Annotated in this window: 15 protein-coding genes; 7 read left to right on the top strand and 8 right to left on the bottom strand. The window is 69.8% G+C overall.

Annotation, left to right across the window (positions count from 1 at the left end; all coding sequences use genetic code 11):
• Positions 1–229: 229 nt before the first annotated feature.
• Positions 230–2,266: a BCCT family transporter gene (locus tag FO059_RS16530; RefSeq protein WP_199256969.1), complete on the bottom strand. Its 2,037-nt coding sequence runs from the start codon at positions 2,264–2,266 to the stop codon at positions 230–232.
• A 211-nt stretch (positions 2,267–2,477) separates the two neighbouring features.
• Positions 2,478–3,104, bottom strand: coding sequence for a TetR family transcriptional regulator (locus FO059_RS16525; protein ID WP_143910037.1), 627 nt, complete (start codon positions 3,102–3,104; stop codon positions 2,478–2,480).
• A gap of 200 nt (positions 3,105–3,304) precedes the next feature.
• Between FO059_RS16525 and FO059_RS16520 the strand changes: the two genes are divergently transcribed.
• From FO059_RS16520 to FO059_RS16510, 3 genes are all read left to right on the top strand, one after another.
• Positions 3,305–4,417 (top strand): ferredoxin reductase, encoded by a 1,113-nt coding sequence (locus FO059_RS16520; protein ID WP_233266695.1) that lies wholly within the window; start codon positions 3,305–3,307, stop codon positions 4,415–4,417.
• A gap of 61 nt (positions 4,418–4,478) precedes the next feature.
• Complete coding sequence (locus tag FO059_RS16515; RefSeq protein ID WP_143910036.1) at positions 4,479–5,666, top strand: fatty acid desaturase family protein; 1,188 nt, start codon at positions 4,479–4,481, stop codon at positions 5,664–5,666.
• Positions 5,667–5,735: 69 nt separating this feature from the next.
• The gene (locus FO059_RS16510; RefSeq protein ID WP_143910853.1) at positions 5,736–5,963 is read left to right on the top strand and encodes a hypothetical protein; all 228 of its coding nucleotides are present in this window, start codon (positions 5,736–5,738) and stop codon (positions 5,961–5,963) included.
• 99 nt (positions 5,964–6,062) lie between these two features.
• Here FO059_RS16510 and FO059_RS16505 read toward each other — a convergent pair whose 3' ends face one another.
• The 3 genes from FO059_RS16505 to FO059_RS16495 are packed head-to-tail and all read right to left on the bottom strand — an operon-like array spanning position 6,063 to position 7,255.
• Positions 6,063–6,599, bottom strand: a complete 537-nt coding sequence (locus tag FO059_RS16505) for an O-acetyl-ADP-ribose deacetylase (protein ID WP_143910035.1) — start codon at positions 6,597–6,599, stop codon at positions 6,063–6,065.
• A gap of 37 nt (positions 6,600–6,636) precedes the next feature.
• Positions 6,637–6,855 carry a hypothetical protein gene (locus FO059_RS16500; protein ID WP_143910034.1) on the bottom strand — a complete coding sequence of 73 codons (219 nt, stop codon included), beginning with the start codon at positions 6,853–6,855 and terminating at the stop codon, positions 6,637–6,639.
• Between the two features lie 22 nt (positions 6,856–6,877).
• A complete protein-coding gene (locus FO059_RS16495; RefSeq protein ID WP_143910033.1) occupies positions 6,878–7,255 on the bottom strand; it encodes a PLDc N-terminal domain-containing protein in 378 nt (125 codons plus the stop codon).
• A 336-nt stretch (positions 7,256–7,591) separates the two neighbouring features.
• Here FO059_RS16495 and htpG point away from each other — a divergent pair, with 336 nt between their 5' ends.
• Entirely contained in the window at positions 7,592–9,610 is a 2,019-nt protein-coding gene (gene htpG / locus FO059_RS16490) for a molecular chaperone HtpG (protein WP_143910032.1), read from the top strand.
• Complete coding sequence (locus FO059_RS16485) at positions 9,607–10,431, top strand: acyl-[acyl-carrier-protein] thioesterase (RefSeq protein WP_233266672.1); 825 nt, start codon at positions 9,607–9,609, stop codon at positions 10,429–10,431. The genes htpG and FO059_RS16485 overlap by 4 nt, the downstream gene beginning before the upstream one ends.
• A 51-nt stretch (positions 10,432–10,482) precedes the next feature.
• Here the strand turns inward: FO059_RS16485 and FO059_RS16480 are convergent, their stop codons facing one another.
• Positions 10,483–11,142 carry a pentapeptide repeat-containing protein gene (locus tag FO059_RS16480; RefSeq protein ID WP_143910031.1) on the bottom strand — a complete coding sequence of 220 codons (660 nt, stop codon included), beginning with the start codon at positions 11,140–11,142 and terminating at the stop codon, positions 10,483–10,485.
• 103 nt (positions 11,143–11,245) lie between these two features.
• Between FO059_RS16480 and FO059_RS16475 the strand changes: the two genes are divergently transcribed.
• Together FO059_RS16475 and FO059_RS16470 are read left to right on the top strand one after the other, a co-directional pair.
• Positions 11,246–12,781: a fatty acyl-CoA synthetase gene (locus FO059_RS16475; RefSeq protein ID WP_143910030.1), complete on the top strand. Its 1,536-nt coding sequence runs from the start codon at positions 11,246–11,248 to the stop codon at positions 12,779–12,781.
• A complete protein-coding gene (locus tag FO059_RS16470) occupies positions 12,781–13,698 on the top strand; it encodes a spermidine synthase (protein WP_143910029.1) in 918 nt (305 codons plus the stop codon). Before FO059_RS16475 ends, FO059_RS16470 begins: the two co-directional genes overlap by 1 nt.
• Here the strand turns inward: FO059_RS16470 and FO059_RS16465 are convergent.
• Both FO059_RS16465 and FO059_RS16460 read right to left on the bottom strand, forming a co-directional pair.
• A complete protein-coding gene (locus FO059_RS16465) occupies positions 13,667–14,521 on the bottom strand; it encodes a nuclear transport factor 2 family protein (protein WP_143910028.1) in 855 nt (284 codons plus the stop codon). The genes FO059_RS16470 and FO059_RS16465 overlap by 32 nt on opposite strands.
• A gap of 193 nt (positions 14,522–14,714) precedes the next feature.
• A complete protein-coding gene (locus tag FO059_RS16460; RefSeq protein ID WP_143910851.1) occupies positions 14,715–16,352 on the bottom strand; it encodes an ABC transporter substrate-binding protein in 1,638 nt (545 codons plus the stop codon).
• Positions 16,353–16,688: the final 336 nt, after the last annotated feature.

Genomic DNA, 16,688 nt, shown 5'->3' with positions numbered 1-16,688 from the left:
TGTAAACTCCTTGAGTTATGATACGGACGTACGAATTGGACGTACGTTTTCCATTCCGCAGACGAACATAGTTACCAGTGGGTCAGAACACAAGTGCGGGCGAGGTGTGGGCGCGGTCTCGTGCGCCTCGCCGGGGCGCGTGCACCGACCTCCGCACACGAAGAACCGCGGCCCGCCCGACGGGGTTCGTCGGGCGGGCCGCGGTGTCGGCAGGATCAGCCGGAGGGCGTCAGTCCGGCGGAGCGGGGTCGGCGGCACCGCCGCCGTCCCCGTTTTCATTTCCGTCACCGTTCCCGACGCCGTTGCCCTCGTTGCCGTTTCCGTTGCTGCGCATCTCGGCGCCGATGGCGGACTCGGCGAACTCCGGCGTGTCGAACACCTCGCCGCCGAGCGGGTCCGACGGCCCGGCGGACCTGTCGAAGCCCACCGCGCCCGTCTCGGGGTCCACCTCGAGGGCGCTGACCGGGATCTCATGCACGCGCACTACGAGCGAGTCGTCCTGCGGCTCAGGTGCCGGGCGGTCCGACGGCGACAGGCCGGCGAACGTCGCGGAGACCTTGGACCTGCGCCACCAATGCTCGGACTCGGCACTCTGTCCGGTCGGCGTCGCGCCGACGGGCTCGCGCTCCGGACCGGCCCCCGGCGGCGTCGACTGCTGCGCGGGCTTGTCCGGTCCCGCAGCGCCGGAGGTGGCGAGCACGGTGGACCCGCCGCCGCCCGGCGTCGAGACGTGGACGTACCGGGGGCGGTGCGCCAGGTCGAACCGGAACGCCTTGAGCATCGAGACGCAGGCCAGCACCAGGACTATCGAGAACGGCACCGCTGTGGCGATGGACGCGGTCTGCAGGGCCGTCAGCGATCCGGCGCCGCCCACCACCAGCAGGATTGCAGCGGCAAGTCCCTCGAGCACCGACCAGTACACGCGCGTGATCTTGGGCGTGTTCATGTCGCCGCCCGTGGAGAGCATGTCGATCACCAGCGATCCCGAGTCGGACGAGGTGACGAAGAAGAACACGACCACCGCGATCGCGAGCACGCTCGTGATGACGCCCAGCGGCAGGCCGTCGAGCATGTGGAAGAGCGTCGTGTTGGTGTCGACGGCGCCGTCGACCAGCATGTCCCCGTCGTCGCGCTGCCGCAGGATCCCGGAATCGCCGAAGATCGTGAACCACAGAGAGGCGATGACCGTGGGGGCCAGGATCACCCCGGCGATGAACTCGCGGATGGTGCGCCCGCGCGAGATCCGGGCGATGAACATGCCCACGAACGGCGCCCAGCTCATCCACCAGCCCCAGTAGAAGATGGTCCAGTCGGCCAGCCAGGTGTCATCGGAGAACGGCGCGGTGCGCAGCATCATCTGCGGCAGCGCCTGCACGTATCCGCCGAGGTTCTGCACCCATGCCTGCGCCAGGAACAGCGTGGGGCCCAGCGCCAGCACGAACAGCGCCAGAAGCGCGGCGAGGACCATGTTGATGTTTGAAAGCCACTTGAGGCCCTTGGTCACGCCCGACACGACGGAGAGCGTGGCCATCGCCGTGACGACGACGATGATGATGATCTTGACCGGGTTGTCCACCGTGAGCCAGCCCAGGTACTCCAGGCCCGCCGAGATCTGCTGCACGCCGAAGCCCAGCGACGTGGCGATGCCGAAGAGTGTGCCGACGACGGCGATGACGTCGATGGCATGCCCGATGGGGCCCTCGATCCGCTTGCGCCCCAGCAGTGGCTCGAGAAGCCACCGCACCGACATCGGGCGGCCCTTGCGGTAGGTCATGTACGCCAGGCCCAGGCCGACCACCACGTAGATGGCCCATGCGTGCAGCCCCCAGTGGAACATCGTCAACTGCATCGACTGGTTGGCCGCGGCGTCCGTGCCGCCCTCGATCCCGCCGGACTGCGGTGGGATGATGTAGTGGGACAGCGGCTCCGCCACGCCGTAGAAGACGAGGCCGATGCCCATGCCCGCGCTGAAGAGCATGGCGAACCAGGAGAACACGCCGAACTCCGGCCGCTCGTCGTCCCGGCCCAGCCGGATGCTGCCGACGCGGCTGAACACGCAGTAGGCGGCGAACAGGACGAAGCCGGTGGCGGACAGAATGTACCACCAGCCGACGCCGTCGGCGATGCCGTCCTTCAAAGAGGTGAAGGCGTCCTCCGCGGTGCCGGAGTAGACGACGGCGAAGGCGATCATCCCGAAGATGATCAGTGATGCGGGGATGAAAACGGGTTTGCGGATGCCCTGCCAGGCATCGTGGATAGTCCTCACGTCGGCCTCTCCCCTGTGCCGTCCCGGATCCCCGGAAGATGAGGATGCCGGCCCGGAGTGTCGGTGTCGGTCTGGCGCTAGCCTTGCTGTCAGACGCTAGGGCAGATCCGTCGGCTCCTCAACCTGGGGCGGCGCTGCGCCGTCGCGGAGATCGCCCGTACAGCGCCGGAGAAGGTCCGCCGCGAAGGTGCGGGGCGCCGGCCGTGCGCGCTCAGCCGCGCGGGCGGGCGGCGGTCATTCCGGTGGTGATGATCCGCAGCTGCCGTCCCGCACGATCGAGGGCTGCGGCGTGGTCGCGCTGCGGGCCCAGCAGGCCGGGGACCGATTCCAGCGCTGTCACCGTGAGAAGGTCTGCGGCCGTTTCCAGATCCGCGGGCGCCCACGCGTCCAGGGCCGGCGTGCGGGCGAGGTCGATGGCGAGCTCGCCGACGAGCGCCCGCAGCTCCGAACCGATGGCGCGCCGGATCTCCGCCATTCCGCCGTGGCGTTCGCGGGTGACGAAGCGGAACTCACGGGGATGGTCGCCGACCTTACTTCCGAGCGCGTCCAGCGCCGTGTCGATGGTGATCGGATCGCCGCCGCGCCGCGCGTCCCTGAGCACCTGCCTGGCGACGCGCATCGACTCCTCTGCGAGCGCTACGCCCAGGTCGTCGAGCGAGGCGAAGTGCCGGTAGAAGGCCGTCGGCACGATGCCGGCGGCGCGGGCCACCTCGCGCAGGCTCAGTCCGGAGAAATTGCGGTCCTCGAGCAGGTCGAACGTCCCGTCCAGCAGTGCGCGGCGGGTGAGCTGTTTGCGTTCCGCGCGCGAGACCCGCGCCGCGCCGAGGGGCTCGACCATGCCTTCGATTCTATGTCCGTAGCGCAGATCACAGTCCGTCGCCCTTGACCCGGTCGCGTACTCAGCTGTCACAATGATCAGTGTACGGATGTGCACTGAAAATGTACGGCCGCATCCCGGATCGGTACGGCGTCGACGTGGAGAGCGTGCGCAACCGAAGGGTCGGGAGGCCGCGAGGAGCGGCAGGAGGGTGCAACATGATGGGACAGATTGCAGCTGGCAGGCCTGTGGCGCCGATGCTTGGCCGGCTGGTGGGCCTGTTCGAGACCATGGCGACGCCGCATGGCGTCGACCGGTACACCGAGCTGATCGCGCCGACGGTCACGGCCAATGAGCTTCGGGCGAGGGTGACGGATGTACACCGTGAAGTCGCAGATTCCGTCACCCTGCAACTCCGGCCGACGCGGCAGTGGCGCGGCTTCCGCGCCGGGCAGTTCGTGCGGGTGGGGGTGGTGGTCGACGGGGTACGGCACACCCGCTGCTTCTCCCCGTGCGGCTCCGAGCACGCGGACGACGGCCGCCTGGAACTCACCGTGAAGGCGCATCCGTCGGGGCTGGTCTCCCGGGAGCTGCTCGAGCGGGCCGAACCGGGCCTCATGGTGGACCTGGAGCAGGCCGCCGGGGAGTTTCACCTGCCCCGGCCGCGGCCGCGCGACATCGTCCTCATCAGCGGCGGCAGCGGGATCACTCCGGTGCTCGCGATGCTGCGGACACTGGTCGACGAGCGGCACGAGGGGCGAGTGGCGTTCCTGCACTACGTCAGCCGGCCGGACGATCTGGTGCACGCCGGCGAGCTGCGCAGGCTGGGGAAGGCCCTCGGCGTGACCGTCGCCGTGGGGTGCACGGGCACTCCCGGGGCGGGCGACGTGGACGGGCACTTCACCGCCGAGCACCTCGCGCAGGCCGCGCCGTGGGTGCGTGGAGCGCAGTCCTACCTGTGCGGGCCGGCGCGGATGATGACCGCGGTGCGCGAGGTCTACGACGGGATGGGCATCGGTGGGAACCTGCACACCGAGGCGTTCGAGGCGGCCCCCGCGGCCCCGCCCGCCGACGACGACGTGCGCGGCACGGTGACCTTCTCCGCATCAGGAGTGGATGCCGCCAACACCGGCGACGTCCTGCTGGAACAGGCCGAGGCCGCCGGTCTGAGCCCCGAATACGGCTGCCGCATGGGCATCTGCTTCTCGTGCACGGCCGTGCGCCGCTCCGGCTGCACGCGCAACGCGCTCACCGGCAAGGCGGACGCCGAGCCCGACCAGCCGATCCAGCTGTGCATCAACAGGCCCGTCGGCGACGTCGACATCGCCGTCTGACGCGCCAGCCGCCGGACCTGTCCCGCCGGAAACCGCGACCGACCATCGACGAGGAGTACACATGTTCGCACTATTGGGCCCGCTGGGCCGCACGATCACCCGCCGAGAACCTGCTCGACGCGACGATGACGCGCGGCCCGGCGCGGTGGTCCTGAGCCGCGAGGACGTCGAGGAGATCGGCCGGGAGCTCGACGCGCTGCGCGCCGAGACGGTGGCGGACCTCGGCGCCGCGGACCGCAAATACATCTACGACGTCATCAAGGTGCAGCGAGGCATGGAGGTGGCAGGCCGCGCCGCGATGTACGTGCCGTTCCTGCCTCCGGTGTGGCTGGCGGGCGTCGGCGCACTCAGCCTGTCGAAGATCCTCGACAACATGGAGATCGGCCACAACGTCATGCACGGCCAGTACGACTGGATGCGCGAACGCGGGCTGAACTCCCGGGAGTTCGAGTGGGACACCGTCTGCCCGGCGGACCAGTGGCGCCACTCGCACAACTACATGCACCACACGTTCACGAACATCGTGGGCAAGGACCGCGATATCGGCTACGGCATCCTGCGCATGGACCCGGATCAGAGGTGGTACCCGCACCACCTGGGCAATCCGCTGTTCGCCGCTATGCTGATGGTGCTGTTCGAATGGGGCGTGATGCTGCACGACCTGGAGATCGAGAACGTGGTGCAGGGCAAGCGCGGCTGGGCGGACATCAAGCCGCTGGCGGTGGGCTGGTGGCGCAAGGCCGGCCGCCAGGTGCTCAAGGACTACGCGGTGTTCCCCGCGCTCACCGGGCCGTTCTTCGTCACCACGCTGGTGGGGAACGGTGCCGCCAACCTCGTCCGCAACCTGTGGACGTTCTCGATCATCTTCTGCGGCCACTTCCCCACGGGCGTCGCGTCGTTCAGCGAGGAGGAGACCGCCGACGAGAGCCGGGGCGAATGGTACGTGCGGCAGATGCTCGGCTCCGCGAACATCGCGGGCAGCCCGCTGTTCCACGTCCTGTCCGGCAATCTGTCGCATCAGATCGAGCATCACCTGTTCCCCGACCTGCCCGCGCATCGCTATCCTCAGCTGGCCCCGCGGGTCGAGGACATCTGCAGCCGTTACGGACTGCCCTACAACACCGGCGGATTCTTGCGGCAGATCGGCTCGGTGTGGGGGAAGATCTTCCGCTTCGCGCTGCCGAACGCGCTGGTGGGGCGCCCCGGTGTGCCCACGGTGGTGATCGAGCGGTCGTCCGGTGCGGCATGATGGGGTGGACAGGCCTGCACGGCCGCCGGCCGCGGGGTGCAGGGCGCGGACAGAAGGGAGGGGTGCGTGATGGTCGGCAAGTTCGAATCGCGCAAGGACATTGCTCAGGAGCTGACGGAGTCGACGGCGGTGCGGGTGGGGCGGATCGCCACCATCATCACGACCTGCGTCCGCGACGTGGCCCGCGAGGTGGGCGACATGCTCACCGACGGGCTCGAGTTGCGTGATGCGGCGAAGAGGGCGCGCGCCGACGAAACCGACACCAGGCCTGGTGAGGGCCCGGCGAACGGGCGCTGAACCTGGTTGTGGCCTGAGGAAACCGACACCAGGTCTGGTGAGGGCCCGGCGGACGGGCGCTGAACCTGGTTGTGGCCACCGGCGGGTGATGCCGCGTCGTCAGGCGAGGGCCCGGCGCATCAAGTCGGCGACGTGCTCGTCGAAGGCCACCAGCGTCACGGCCCCCACTGCGGTGCCGGATGCGCGGATCCCCTCGACCGCCTGCGCGACCGCATCATCGACCGGCCAGCCGTACGCGCCGGCGGAAACCAGCGGAAACGACACCGTGCGCGCGTGCAGGCGGTCGGCCACGGCGAGGCTGCTCGCATAACACGACCGGAGCAGCGCCGCCTGCCGCTCGCCGCCCGTCGGGGAGTGCACGGGCCCGACGGTGTGGATCACCCACCGCGCCGGCAGGTCGCCGGCCGTGGTGGCGACCGCCTGGCCCGCGGGAAGACCGTCGGGAAGTGTGGTGCGGCGCAGTGCGCGGCATTCGGCGAGGATCGCAGGCCCGCCCGCGCGGTGGATCGCGCCGTCGACGCCCCCGCCGCCGAGCAGTGACGAGTTGGCGGCGTTGACGACGGCGTCGACCCTGATCAGGGTGATATCGCCCCGCACCACCTCGATGGCGGGCGCGGCCGTACCGGCGCTGTCCATCCCGGTCACCTCCCGGCGTGCGCGACGACGAGCTCTTTCAGTTGCTTCTGTACCGCTTTCTACCCGTGAGCAGGCCGATCAGCCAGCCGATGGCGAGGATGATCAGCAGGATCAGCCAGGTGGGCCCGCTGAGATGCAGCCCGTACAACGTGATGTTCGCCGTGTTCGTGTTGGTGAACACGAAGATGATGGCCAGGACCGCCAGGACGAGCCCCAGCCATTGGGAGAAGCTGATCTTGGAGAGCAGGTTCTTCATCGCGCCGCCGCCGTTCCGGATGTCACGCCAGTGCCTTGCCCTTGATCGTTTCGAACTCGTCCGGGGTGATCGTGCCGTTCTCCAGCAGCGACTTCGCGTCGGCGATCTGCTCCGCGGGGGAGGACTGGTGCACCACGCTGCGGATGTAATCGTCCTGGGCGGCCTTCGCGGCGCCGATCGCCTCGCGCTGGCGTTCGGCCATGCCCTGGCCGCGGGCGATCAGGTACGCGAGCGCGGTGAACAGCGGGAAGATGAACATGCAGATCACCCAGACGGCCTTCCACCAGCCGCTGAGCCTGTGGTCGCGGAACAGATCCGTGATGATCGTCCACAGCACCATCAGATAGCACACGAACGCGAATACGACGATGATGAGCCAGATCGACTCCCAGAACGACATGCTCGGACCTTCCGATTGGGCTGGATGTATCTGCGGCGACCAGACTGGGCGATTCAGCTGTGACCAGACTGCGTGTTTCTGTTGTGATCAAAGTGGTCTGATGTGATCCAAGCACAGTTCTCGTCGGTGGTGTGGCGGAGAGCTCGGATCGGCTCGAATCCGCCGGTCGGGTGGCGCCTTGCCGCCCCGCTCCGGTCCACGCGCCGGCGGTGTCCGTACCGCGCGCTACCATGCCGGTCGGCGGAAGTGCGCGACAGTGCACCGCCGCATCGCCGCGTGCGGGCCCCGCGCGCGGCGAGAGCGCAGGCAGGACAGTTCGTTCGAAAGGACAATCCCGTGGCACCCTCGGTGGAAACGCGCGAGTTCCAGGCGCAGTCGCGCCAGCTCCTGGATCTGATGATCCATTCGATCTACACCAACAAGGATTCGTTCCTGCGGGAGCTCATCTCGAACTCGTCCGACGCGCTCGACAAGCTGCGGCTGGCCGCGTTCCAGGACAAGGACCTGGACGTCGACACGTCCGACCTGCACATCGAGTTGATCGCGGATCCGGAGGCGCGCACGCTGACGGTGCGCGACAACGGCATCGGGATGTCACGCGAGGAGGTCGTCGACCTCATCGGCACCCTGGCGAAGTCCGGCACCGGTCAGCTGCGCGAGGCGCTCGTGGCGGCCAAGGAGGCCAAGGACTCCGACAGCCCCGCGGCGGCGGAGGCGCTGATCGGCCAGTTCGGCATCGGGTTCTACTCCACGTTCATGGTGGCCGACACTGTCACGCTGGTCTCACGCAAGGCGGGCGAGGACGCCGGCACCAAGTGGCAGTCGCACGGCGAGGACACCTACACCATCGAGGACGTCGCCGACGCGCCGCAAGGCACCTCGGTCACGCTGGACCTCAAGCCGGCGGACGACGAGAACCACCTGTTCGACTACACCTCCGAGCAGACGCTGACCGGCATCATCAAGCGGCATTCGGACTTCATCGCGTGGCCGATCCGCATGGAGAAGACGGTGCCCGCGCCGCCGCCCGAGGAGGGGGAGGAGCCGGGCGAGCCGACGCGCGAGGTCGTTACCGTCAACTCGCAGAAGGCGCTGTGGACCCGCCCGCGCAGCGAGGTCACCGACGAGGAGTACGCGGAGTTCTACCGGCACGTCAGCCACGGCTGGGACTCCCCGCTCGAGGTCATCCCCATGAAGGCGGAGGGCACCTTCGAGTACCAGGCGCTGCTGTTCATCCCGTCGCAGGCGCCGTTCGACCTGTTCCAGCGCGAACACAGCCGCGGCGTGCAGCTGTACGTCAAGCGCGTGTTCATCATGGACGACTGCGAAGAGCTCATGCCGGAGTACCTGCGCTTCGTCAAGGGCGTGGTGGACGCGCAGGACCTCTCGCTCAACGTCTCCCGCGAGATCCTCCAGCAGGACCGCCAGGTGCGGCGCATCCAGAAGGGGCTGGTGCGCAAGGTCCTGGCCACCGTCGCCGAGATGAAGGACAAGCGGCCCGACGACTACGCGACCTTCTGGGAGCAGTTCGGGCGGGTGCTCAAGGAGGGGCTGCTCTCCGACGCCGACAACCAGAAGAAGATCCTCGAGGTCTCGTCGTTCGAGTCGACGTACACCGCGGCGGCGCAGGGCGACGAGGAACAGGGCGTCGAGGATCAGGCCGGGGACGGTTCGGACGAGTACGCCCCCGCCCGCACCACTCTCGCCGGGTACATCGAGCGGGCCGGCGCGGACCAGGACGTCGTCTACTACATGACCGGCGAGTCGCGGCAGGCCGTCGAGAACTCGCCGCACATGGAGGCGTTCCGCGCCAAGGGCGTCGAGGTGCTCATCCTCACCGACCCCGTCGACGAGGTCTGGGTGGACGCGGTCCAGGATTTCGAGGGCAAGCGCTTCCAGTCGATCGCCAAGGGCGAGGTGGACCTGGACAGCGAGGACGAGCGCAAGGCCGCCGAGGAGGAACGGGAGAAGCGTTCCGGCGAGTTCGCGGGACTCACCGGCTGGATGCAGGAGCTGCTGTCCGAGGATGTCAAGGAGGTGCGGCTGTCCACGCGTCTCACCGAGTCGCCGGCGTGCGTGGTGGGCGACTCCTTCGACATCACCCCGCAGCTGGAGAAGATGTACCGGGCGATGGGGCAGGAGCTTCCGCAGATGAAGCGGATCCTCGAGATCAACCCCACGCACCCGCTGGTGACGGGCCTGCGCGCGGCGCACGAGTCCCGGCCGGACGACGCCGGGCTCGCGGACACCGCGCACTTGGTCTACGGCATGGCGGTGCTGGCAGAGGGCGGCGAGCTGTCCGACCCGGCCGCGTTCGCCAAGCTGCTGGGCGACAAGCTGTCCTCGGCGCTGTGAACGGGCAGGTCCCTGCGCGACCGGGTGCCGCCGAGTCCGCGGACGGCGCGGTGAGCGCGCCCGAGCCGCTGCAGCCCATGCCGGAATCGGGCCCCATGTTCGAGGACCGGCGCCGGGTGCGCACGGGCGACGTGGACCGGGATGAGCGCCTCCGCCTGGACGGGGTCGCCCGCTTCCTGCAGGACATCGCGTTCGACCACATCGCGCAGATGCCGGGCGACGTCAACCCGGTGTGGGTGGTGCGCCGCAGCGTCATCGACGTGCTCCGGCCGATCCGCTGGCACTCGGAGCTGCATCTTCAGCGCTGGTGCTCGGCGATGTCCACCCGCTGGGCCACGATGCGGGTGCGGTTGACGAGCGAGGAGACCGCGGGAGCCCCCGGTGGGCTGATCGAGACCGAGGCGTTCTGGATCAGCATCAACCCGGAGACGGGTGCGCCCATGCGCATCAGCGACGAGCTCGAGGCCGACCTGCTCGCGCGCACCACCGAGCATCGGCTGCGCTGGCGGCCCATGCTCACCGCCGCGGCCCCGGCGTTCACGGACGGGACGGACGAGCAGGATTTCGCGCTGCGATCCGCGGACATCGACCCCATGCGGCACCTCAACAACGCCGTCTACCTGCAGGCGGTCGAGGACCTGCTGGCGGAGGAACCGGCGCTGCGGTCGGCGCCGCACCGGGTGATCATCGAATACCTTCGCCCGGTGGAGCCCGGTGCGCGGTTGCGGGTGCGGAGCGCAGCGACGGACGGCGGCGTGGGCCTGTGGTTCCTGGTCGACGGCGTGGAGCACGCGCGGGCCCGGGTGCAGCGGCTCGGCTGAGACCGCCGCCGGCCGCGTGCCGACGAGACGGTCAGGCCGGATGCCGCCGCGTCACCCCAGGCTCAGCCCGTGCGCGAGCGTGAACGCCATCGCCTGCTCCACGTCCACCCGCGCGCCGCGCAGGCTCGCCGTCACCCACAGACCGGGGTCGACGCGCGCGCCGCGCAGATCCGCCCCGTCCAGCCGCGCACCGTGCACCCCTGCGCCGGTGAGGTCGGCTCCGGTGAGCACCGCGTCGCGCAGGTCGGCGCCCGTCAGGCCCGCCTCGCGCAGCCTGCAGCCGGACAGGTCGACCTTCCGCAGGTCCGTCTCGCCGAGCACGGCGAGGGTGAAGTCGACCTCATCCAGCGTCAGCGGCCGCAGCCGGGAACGGTCGAACACGCTGCCCAGCAGGGACGAGTGGCGCAGCGTGCTGCCGTGCAGGGATGCGGACTCGAACCGGCAGTTGCGGAAGGCGCTCCCCGAATGGTGCGAGTCGGTCAGCACGGCGCCGGCGAAGTCGCAGTCGGTGAACGTCGCCGCCTCGGTCACCAGGCCGGACAAGTCGGTGTCGCGGAAGCTGCAGCCGGTGAAGCCCACGCGCGTCCAGTTGGCGCCCTGCAGGGTGGCCCCGGTGAAGTCCGCGCCGTCGAACACGGCGTCCTCGAGCGTGTCCGCAAGCACCTGGTCCGCTTCTCCGGACGTCGGCGCGGTGCCGGTCGTGTCCTCCATGCCGCCAGTATCCACGGGCAGGGGCCTGGCCGCCCGTCCGCCTGGCGGCGGGGCAGTGCGTACGGGTTCCGGCCGCCGCGGAACCCGGCTACGATCTGCGGCTATGAGCCTGGACCCGCACGCCAACACGGTCGACGGCGTACTGCGCCGTTCCGCGACGCGCCACCCCGACCGTGCCGCCCTCGTCTTCGAGGGCCGGACGTGGACCTACCGGGAGCTCGACGACGCCGTGTCCCGCGGCGTCGGATGGCTCCGGTCCAAGGGATTGCGCATCGGCGACAGGGTGGCGGCGTTCGGCACCAATTCCGACGCGTACCTGATCGGGTTCCTCGCCTGCGCGCGGGCGGGGCTGGTGCACGTGCCGGTCAACTATGCGCTGCGCGGTGAGGAGCTGGCGCACGTCCTGCGCACCACGGCGACCCGCGCGTTGTTGGTGGACCCGGACTTGGAGGACGCAGCCGCGCCCGTGTGCGGCGACCTCGGCGTGGAGATGGTCCTGCTGTTGCGCGACGGAGCGTCCTGCTTCCTCGACGGAGTCCGCGGGGGCGCGGTGCCCACCTACGAGGAGCTCACGGAGGAGGGCCACGTGGGCGGCGGCGACCTGGCGCAGCTGCTGTTCACCTCCGGCACCACCTCCAGGCCCAAGGGTGCGATGATGACGCAGCGCGCGCTGATGTGCGAGTACGTCTCCTGCATCATGGCGCTCGACCTCACCGCCGAGGACCGGCCGCTGATCTGCATGCCGCTCTACCACTCGGCGGCGATGCACGTGTTCATGCTGCCGTACCTCGCGGTGGGGGCGGAGATCACGCTGCTCCCGGCGCCGGACGTGGCGGAGATCCTGCGGACCGTCGAGGCCCGGCGGATCGGCTCGCTGTTCCTCGCGCCCACGGTGTGGGTGCCGCTGGCGAACCACCCCGATCTGGAGAAACGCGACCTGTCGTCGCTGACGAAAGCCCAGTACGGTGCCTCGATCATGCCGGTGACCGTGCTGCAACGGCTGCGCGGGCGGTACCCGGAGCTGGGCTTCTACAACTGTTTCGGCCAGTCGGAGATCGGCCCGCTGGCCACCGTGCTGCGGCCCGAGGACCACGACGACCGGCCGGACTCGTGCGGCCGGCCGGTGTTCTACGTCGAGTCCCGGGTGGTGGATGCCGACGGCGACGAGACCGCGGACGGCGAGCCGGGCGAGGTCCTCTACCGTTCGCCGCAGCTGTGCGAGGGGTACTGGGATGACGAACCCGCCACGGCGGAGGCCTTCCGTGACGGCTGGTTCCACTCGGGAGACCTGGTCACGCGGGACGCGCAGGGCTACATCACCGTGGTCGACCGCATCAAGGACGTGATCAACACCGGCGGGGTGCTCGTGGCGTCCCGCGAGGTGGAGGACGCCCTCTACACGCACGAATCGGTGGCGGAGGCGGCGGTGGTCGGCATGCCCGACGACAAGTGGATCGAGGCGGTGACGGCCGTCGTCGTGCTCCGCGACGGCGCGCCGGTGACCGCGGAGTCCCTCATCGCGCATGTCAGCGGCAGGCTGTCGTCGTTCAAGGTCCCCAAGCGCGTGGTCTTCGTCGACGAGCTGCCCCGCAACGCCAGCGGCAAGCTGCTCAAGCGGGAGCTCCGCGAGCGCGTCTGATGGGGCGGGGAGACCGTAAGGGACGGTCACGGCGCGGTGGGGCATCCGATCCGGGCCCGGGCGACGGCGGTCCTGTCGCAGGCGTGTACGAAATTGACACCGGCACATGCGAACTGGTTCCGGACCGCTTCACGCCCCACGGCTGGGTGCTCAAGGTCAACGGCGTGGAGAGCTCCCATGTGGACCTGGACGATCCACGGCGGCTGGACTTCGAGTACATGCGGTGGTTCGCGGCGCTGATCGAACCGCGCTGGGCTGCGGACCACCACCTGCGGGCGCTGCACCTGGGCGGCGGCGCCTGCTCGATGGCCCGATACCTCGCGGACGGGTATCCCGATGCGCGGCAGGTGGTCGTGGAGATCGACGCCGCGATGGCGGAGCTGGTACGCGGTTGGTTCGACCTTCCGCGGGCGCCACGCCTGCGGCTGCGCGCGGGGGAGGCGCGTACGGTGCTCGAATCCCTCCGCGAGGAAACCCGCGACGTGATCATCCGCGACGTGTTCTCCGGCGCCGTCACGCCCCAGCGGCTGACGACTGCGGAGTTCACCGCCGAAGCCGTCCGCGTCCTGGCGCCCGGTGGCATCTACATGGTCAACTGCGGCGACACGCGCGACCGCCGCACCGCGCGGCGCGAGGCCGCGACGATGCTGCAGGCGTTCGCGCACGTGGTGATCGTCTCCGACCCGGCGATGCTGGCGGGGCGCCGCACCGGGAACATCGTCCTCGCGGGGTCAGATGCGCCGCTGGGGGAGTCGCCGGACACGATGCGGGCGCTACTGCGCGGGGCGGTGCCCGCCCGCCTGTGGGAGGTCGAACGGGTGCGACGCTTCGCCTCCGGCGCGCAAGTGCTGCGGGACGCCGTCGTGGAAAGCCGTCCCGGGGTCGTCACCGGGGGAGGAAAAGGCGTGCGCGGCTGACCCGGTCGCGCCGACCGTCGAACTCGAACAGCCCCACGCCCCGCGCGCCGTCCGACTCGATCGTCGCGGTGACGGTCATTCCCGCGGACAGCAGCTTGCGCCAGCGCAGGCCGCGCGGCGTACCCGCGAACTCCTCGGCGGGCATGCTCCGGCCGGTGCCGGGCAGTTCGATGGGCGTATCCGGCGCCAGGCGCCGCCGCGCGCCGGCGCCATCCCCGGACGACAGCGCGCCCAGTAGATCCTCCAACGTCGACTTGCCCTCGCGCCCGGCACGGCGCAGCGCGCGACCGAAACCCACGGTGCCCCCGACTCGCTGGTTGCGCAGCAGCCGCGGGACAAGCTTGGCGCCGACCCCGGCGCCGACCACGCCGTGCTCGAGCAGTTGCCCGATCATCGACGGCAACTCCCAGTGCGCGTGCAGCAGTTCGAGCCGCAGATCCTCGGTGCGCCCTTCGCCGCCGACGTCGACCACGTCGTAGCGCAGGTGCATGGGCACCCGCAGGGCCACGTCGCCGGGCGCCGTCGTGCCGCCGGGGCCGGAGCGCCCGCCCATCACCGTCTCGAGCGTGAGGTCCCGGAACACCGTCATGCCGGCGACGGTGTCGTGTTCGACGTGGAACGTGATGTCGTTCGGCGCGATGAAGGTCTCGTAGAAGGCGGTGAGCTCGGCACGCCCGTGATTGGGGCGCGAGCCGACCGGGTCGCAGACCTCGGCGTCGTGCGAGAAGAGGCCGAGCCAGCCTTCGCGGTCGTGCACGGCGACGGCGGCGGGGGACTTCTCGACGGCGGCGATGAGGGTGGCGGCCTCGGGCGGGGTGCTCATAGGAACCAGTTCTATCACCGGCGGCGGCGCGGGCGGGGCGGGCGCGGCGAGGTGCGCGAGCCGGTCTGGATATTGCGAGGCCACTCCGCAGCCCGCGAGCCGTTCTCGCGGGGGTTCCGCGACAGACCCGCAGGCGGGTGGGGGGCCGGCTCGAACCCGGTCACTCAACGAACCGACCCCCGGCGCCGTGGCGTCAGGCGCCCTTGATCCACGCCTTGTCGAACAGCATGATGCCGTCCATGTTCGGCTTCACTCCCTGCACGGAGTCGTCCATCGCGATGAAGGCCCGGCCGGCGCCGAGCGTGGCGAACGGCGCGGTGTCGTCGACGAGCTTCTGCATCTTCGCCAGCACGTCGCGCTTGGCATCGTCGTCGGGAGCGGACTGCAACTGCATGAGCAGGTCGTCCATCTGCGGGTTCGCGTACCCCATCGGGTTGGCGCTGGACTTGCTGTAAAGGTTGCCGAACAGCCGGACGAACGGGTCGTCGTCGAGCACGTTGAACGCGGCGTAGCCGATGTCGTAGTCGTGCTCGGCGTACATCGTCTTCACGAGGTCGCTGATGCTGCTCGAGAGGTCGAGGTTCACGGTGAAGCCCACCTTCTGCAGCATCGCCTGGAAGGCCAGCGCGCTGTTCTGCGCGGCGGCCTCGTTGACGCCCGAGTAGGTCAGGGCGCCGTCGAACCCGTCGGCCTTGGCCTGGTCGAGCAGTGCGCGCGCTTTGTCGGGGTCGTACCGGGGGGCGTCGCCGTCCTGGCTCCACTTGGACGACGGCGGGAACATCGCGGAGTTCGGCTCGCCGTAGCCGCCCTCGACCCGCGTGTCGAACACCTCGGGGTCGACGGCGGCGACGATCGCCTGGCGGACGCGCGGGTCCGCGCCCGCGCGGCCGTCGCGCGAGTTGATCAGCAGCACCTTCGACATGTTGGCCGCGTAGGACCACCCGGACATGCCGCCCGCGATCGCACCGTGGATCACGTCCACGTTGCGGATGTACCCGGCCTGGACCCCGCCGGACTTGATGGCGTCGACCTTGCCCTGTTCCTGGACGATCGCGGGGAAACGCAGCTCGGCCAGGTGCGGGGTGCCGCCCCAGTAGCCCTGGCGCGCGGTGAGTGCCAGTTCGTCGTGCGGGGCGAAGTTGCTCACCGTGAAGGGGCCGGCGCCGACGGGCGTGAACTCGCCGCCCGCCATCGAGGACGGGGCCACGATCATGCCCGGCCCGGTGGTGAGCATCGCCGGGAACTCCTTCCACGGCCTCTTCAACGTGTAGACCACGGTCAGCGGGTCCTGCGCCACCGTCGACTCCACGCTGGCATTCCAGATCTGCGAGTGGGTGCCGCGCTTCTCCAGATAGTGGTTCACACTCCACACCACGGCATCCGAGTTCAGCGGCGTTCCGTCGGAGAACGTGACGCCGTCGCGGAGCTTCAGGGTCCACACGGTGTTGTCGGCGTTGGGGGTGAGCGACTCGGCCAGCTGCGGGAGGTACTCGTGGGAGTCGTTGTCGAAGCGCATGAGGACGTCGTAGATGGCGGCCATCTCGGTGCCGCCGGTGGCGCCGCCGTCCTGGCGGTTCGCCGGGTCGAGCGTGGTGACGGAACTGTAGGTGGCGTAGGAGAGGCTGCCGCCGTCCTGCGCGCCGTCGACGTCGCCGTGCGTGGCGCCGACCCAGCCGGTGGCGACGGCGTCCGGGTCGATGGTGCCGGACGTGCCGCCCGACGACGACGAGTCCGACGCGGACGAGCAACCCGCCACCAGCAGGGCGCCTGCCGCGAGCGCGGCGGCCAGTCGGGTAGCCCGGCCGGTTCTGCGCCGGGTGCGATGGGGCATCGACGTCACGGGATTCTCCTTTGTGGGGCGTGTTCTGGCGATGGGGCGTGGGTTGTGGTCTGGTGCGGCACCGCGGTTGGACGACAGGAGGCCCCGGCGATCCGACGTCGCGGAGGCCGCCTGCTGAGCGGGATGACTCGGTGACAGCAGTCACACCAGGTGTGAAAGTATACGAACCGGGCCGTCACGACGGTGAATTACTGGAACCGAGTTGCAGTCCGGCGCCTTGCGGGAACGGCGAGGGCGGCGTATCAGGCCTGGAAGCGGCCGGATGCGCCACATGGCGCAGACCCCCCGCGGGTGTGTCTCGCCCAGTGAGACGGGCCACGATTCAAC

The organism is Tomitella fengzijianii (assembly GCF_007559025.1).
Taxonomy (GTDB): Bacteria; Actinomycetota; Actinomycetes; order Mycobacteriales; family Mycobacteriaceae; genus Tomitella; species Tomitella fengzijianii.
The sequence above is the reverse complement of the archived record's forward strand: the minus strand, read 5'-3'. Positions and strand labels throughout refer to the sequence as shown.

What these genes read in the sequence shown, in the direction of transcription:
- FO059_RS16525 (WP_143910037.1), bottom strand. Translation starts at nt 3,104, where the DNA reads ATGGTCGAGCCCCTCGGCGCGGCGCGGGTCTCGCGCGCGGAACGCAAA.
- FO059_RS16520 (WP_233266695.1), top strand. Translation starts at nt 3,305, where the DNA reads ATGGGACAGATTGCAGCTGGCAGGCCTGTGGCGCCGATGCTTGGCCGG.
- FO059_RS16515 (WP_143910036.1), top strand. Translation starts at nt 4,479, where the DNA reads ATGTTCGCACTATTGGGCCCGCTGGGCCGCACGATCACCCGCCGAGAA.
- FO059_RS16510 (WP_143910853.1), top strand. Translation starts at nt 5,736, where the DNA reads ATGGTCGGCAAGTTCGAATCGCGCAAGGACATTGCTCAGGAGCTGACG.
- FO059_RS16505 (WP_143910035.1), bottom strand. Translation starts at nt 6,599, where the DNA reads ATGGACAGCGCCGGTACGGCCGCGCCCGCCATCGAGGTGGTGCGGGGC.
- FO059_RS16500 (WP_143910034.1), bottom strand. Translation starts at nt 6,855, where the DNA reads ATGAAGAACCTGCTCTCCAAGATCAGCTTCTCCCAATGGCTGGGGCTC.
- FO059_RS16495 (WP_143910033.1), bottom strand. Translation starts at nt 7,255, where the DNA reads ATGTCGTTCTGGGAGTCGATCTGGCTCATCATCGTCGTATTCGCGTTC.
- FO059_RS16480 (WP_143910031.1), bottom strand. Translation starts at nt 11,142, where the DNA reads ATGGAGGACACGACCGGCACCGCGCCGACGTCCGGAGAAGCGGACCAG.
- FO059_RS16475 (WP_143910030.1), top strand. Translation starts at nt 11,246, where the DNA reads ATGAGCCTGGACCCGCACGCCAACACGGTCGACGGCGTACTGCGCCGT.
- FO059_RS16470 (WP_143910029.1), top strand. Translation starts at nt 12,781, where the DNA reads ATGGGGCGGGGAGACCGTAAGGGACGGTCACGGCGCGGTGGGGCATCC.
- FO059_RS16465 (WP_143910028.1), bottom strand. Translation starts at nt 14,521, where the DNA reads ATGAGCACCCCGCCCGAGGCCGCCACCCTCATCGCCGCCGTCGAGAAG.
- FO059_RS16460 (WP_143910851.1), bottom strand. Translation starts at nt 16,352, where the DNA reads ATGCCCCATCGCACCCGGCGCAGAACCGGCCGGGCTACCCGACTGGCC.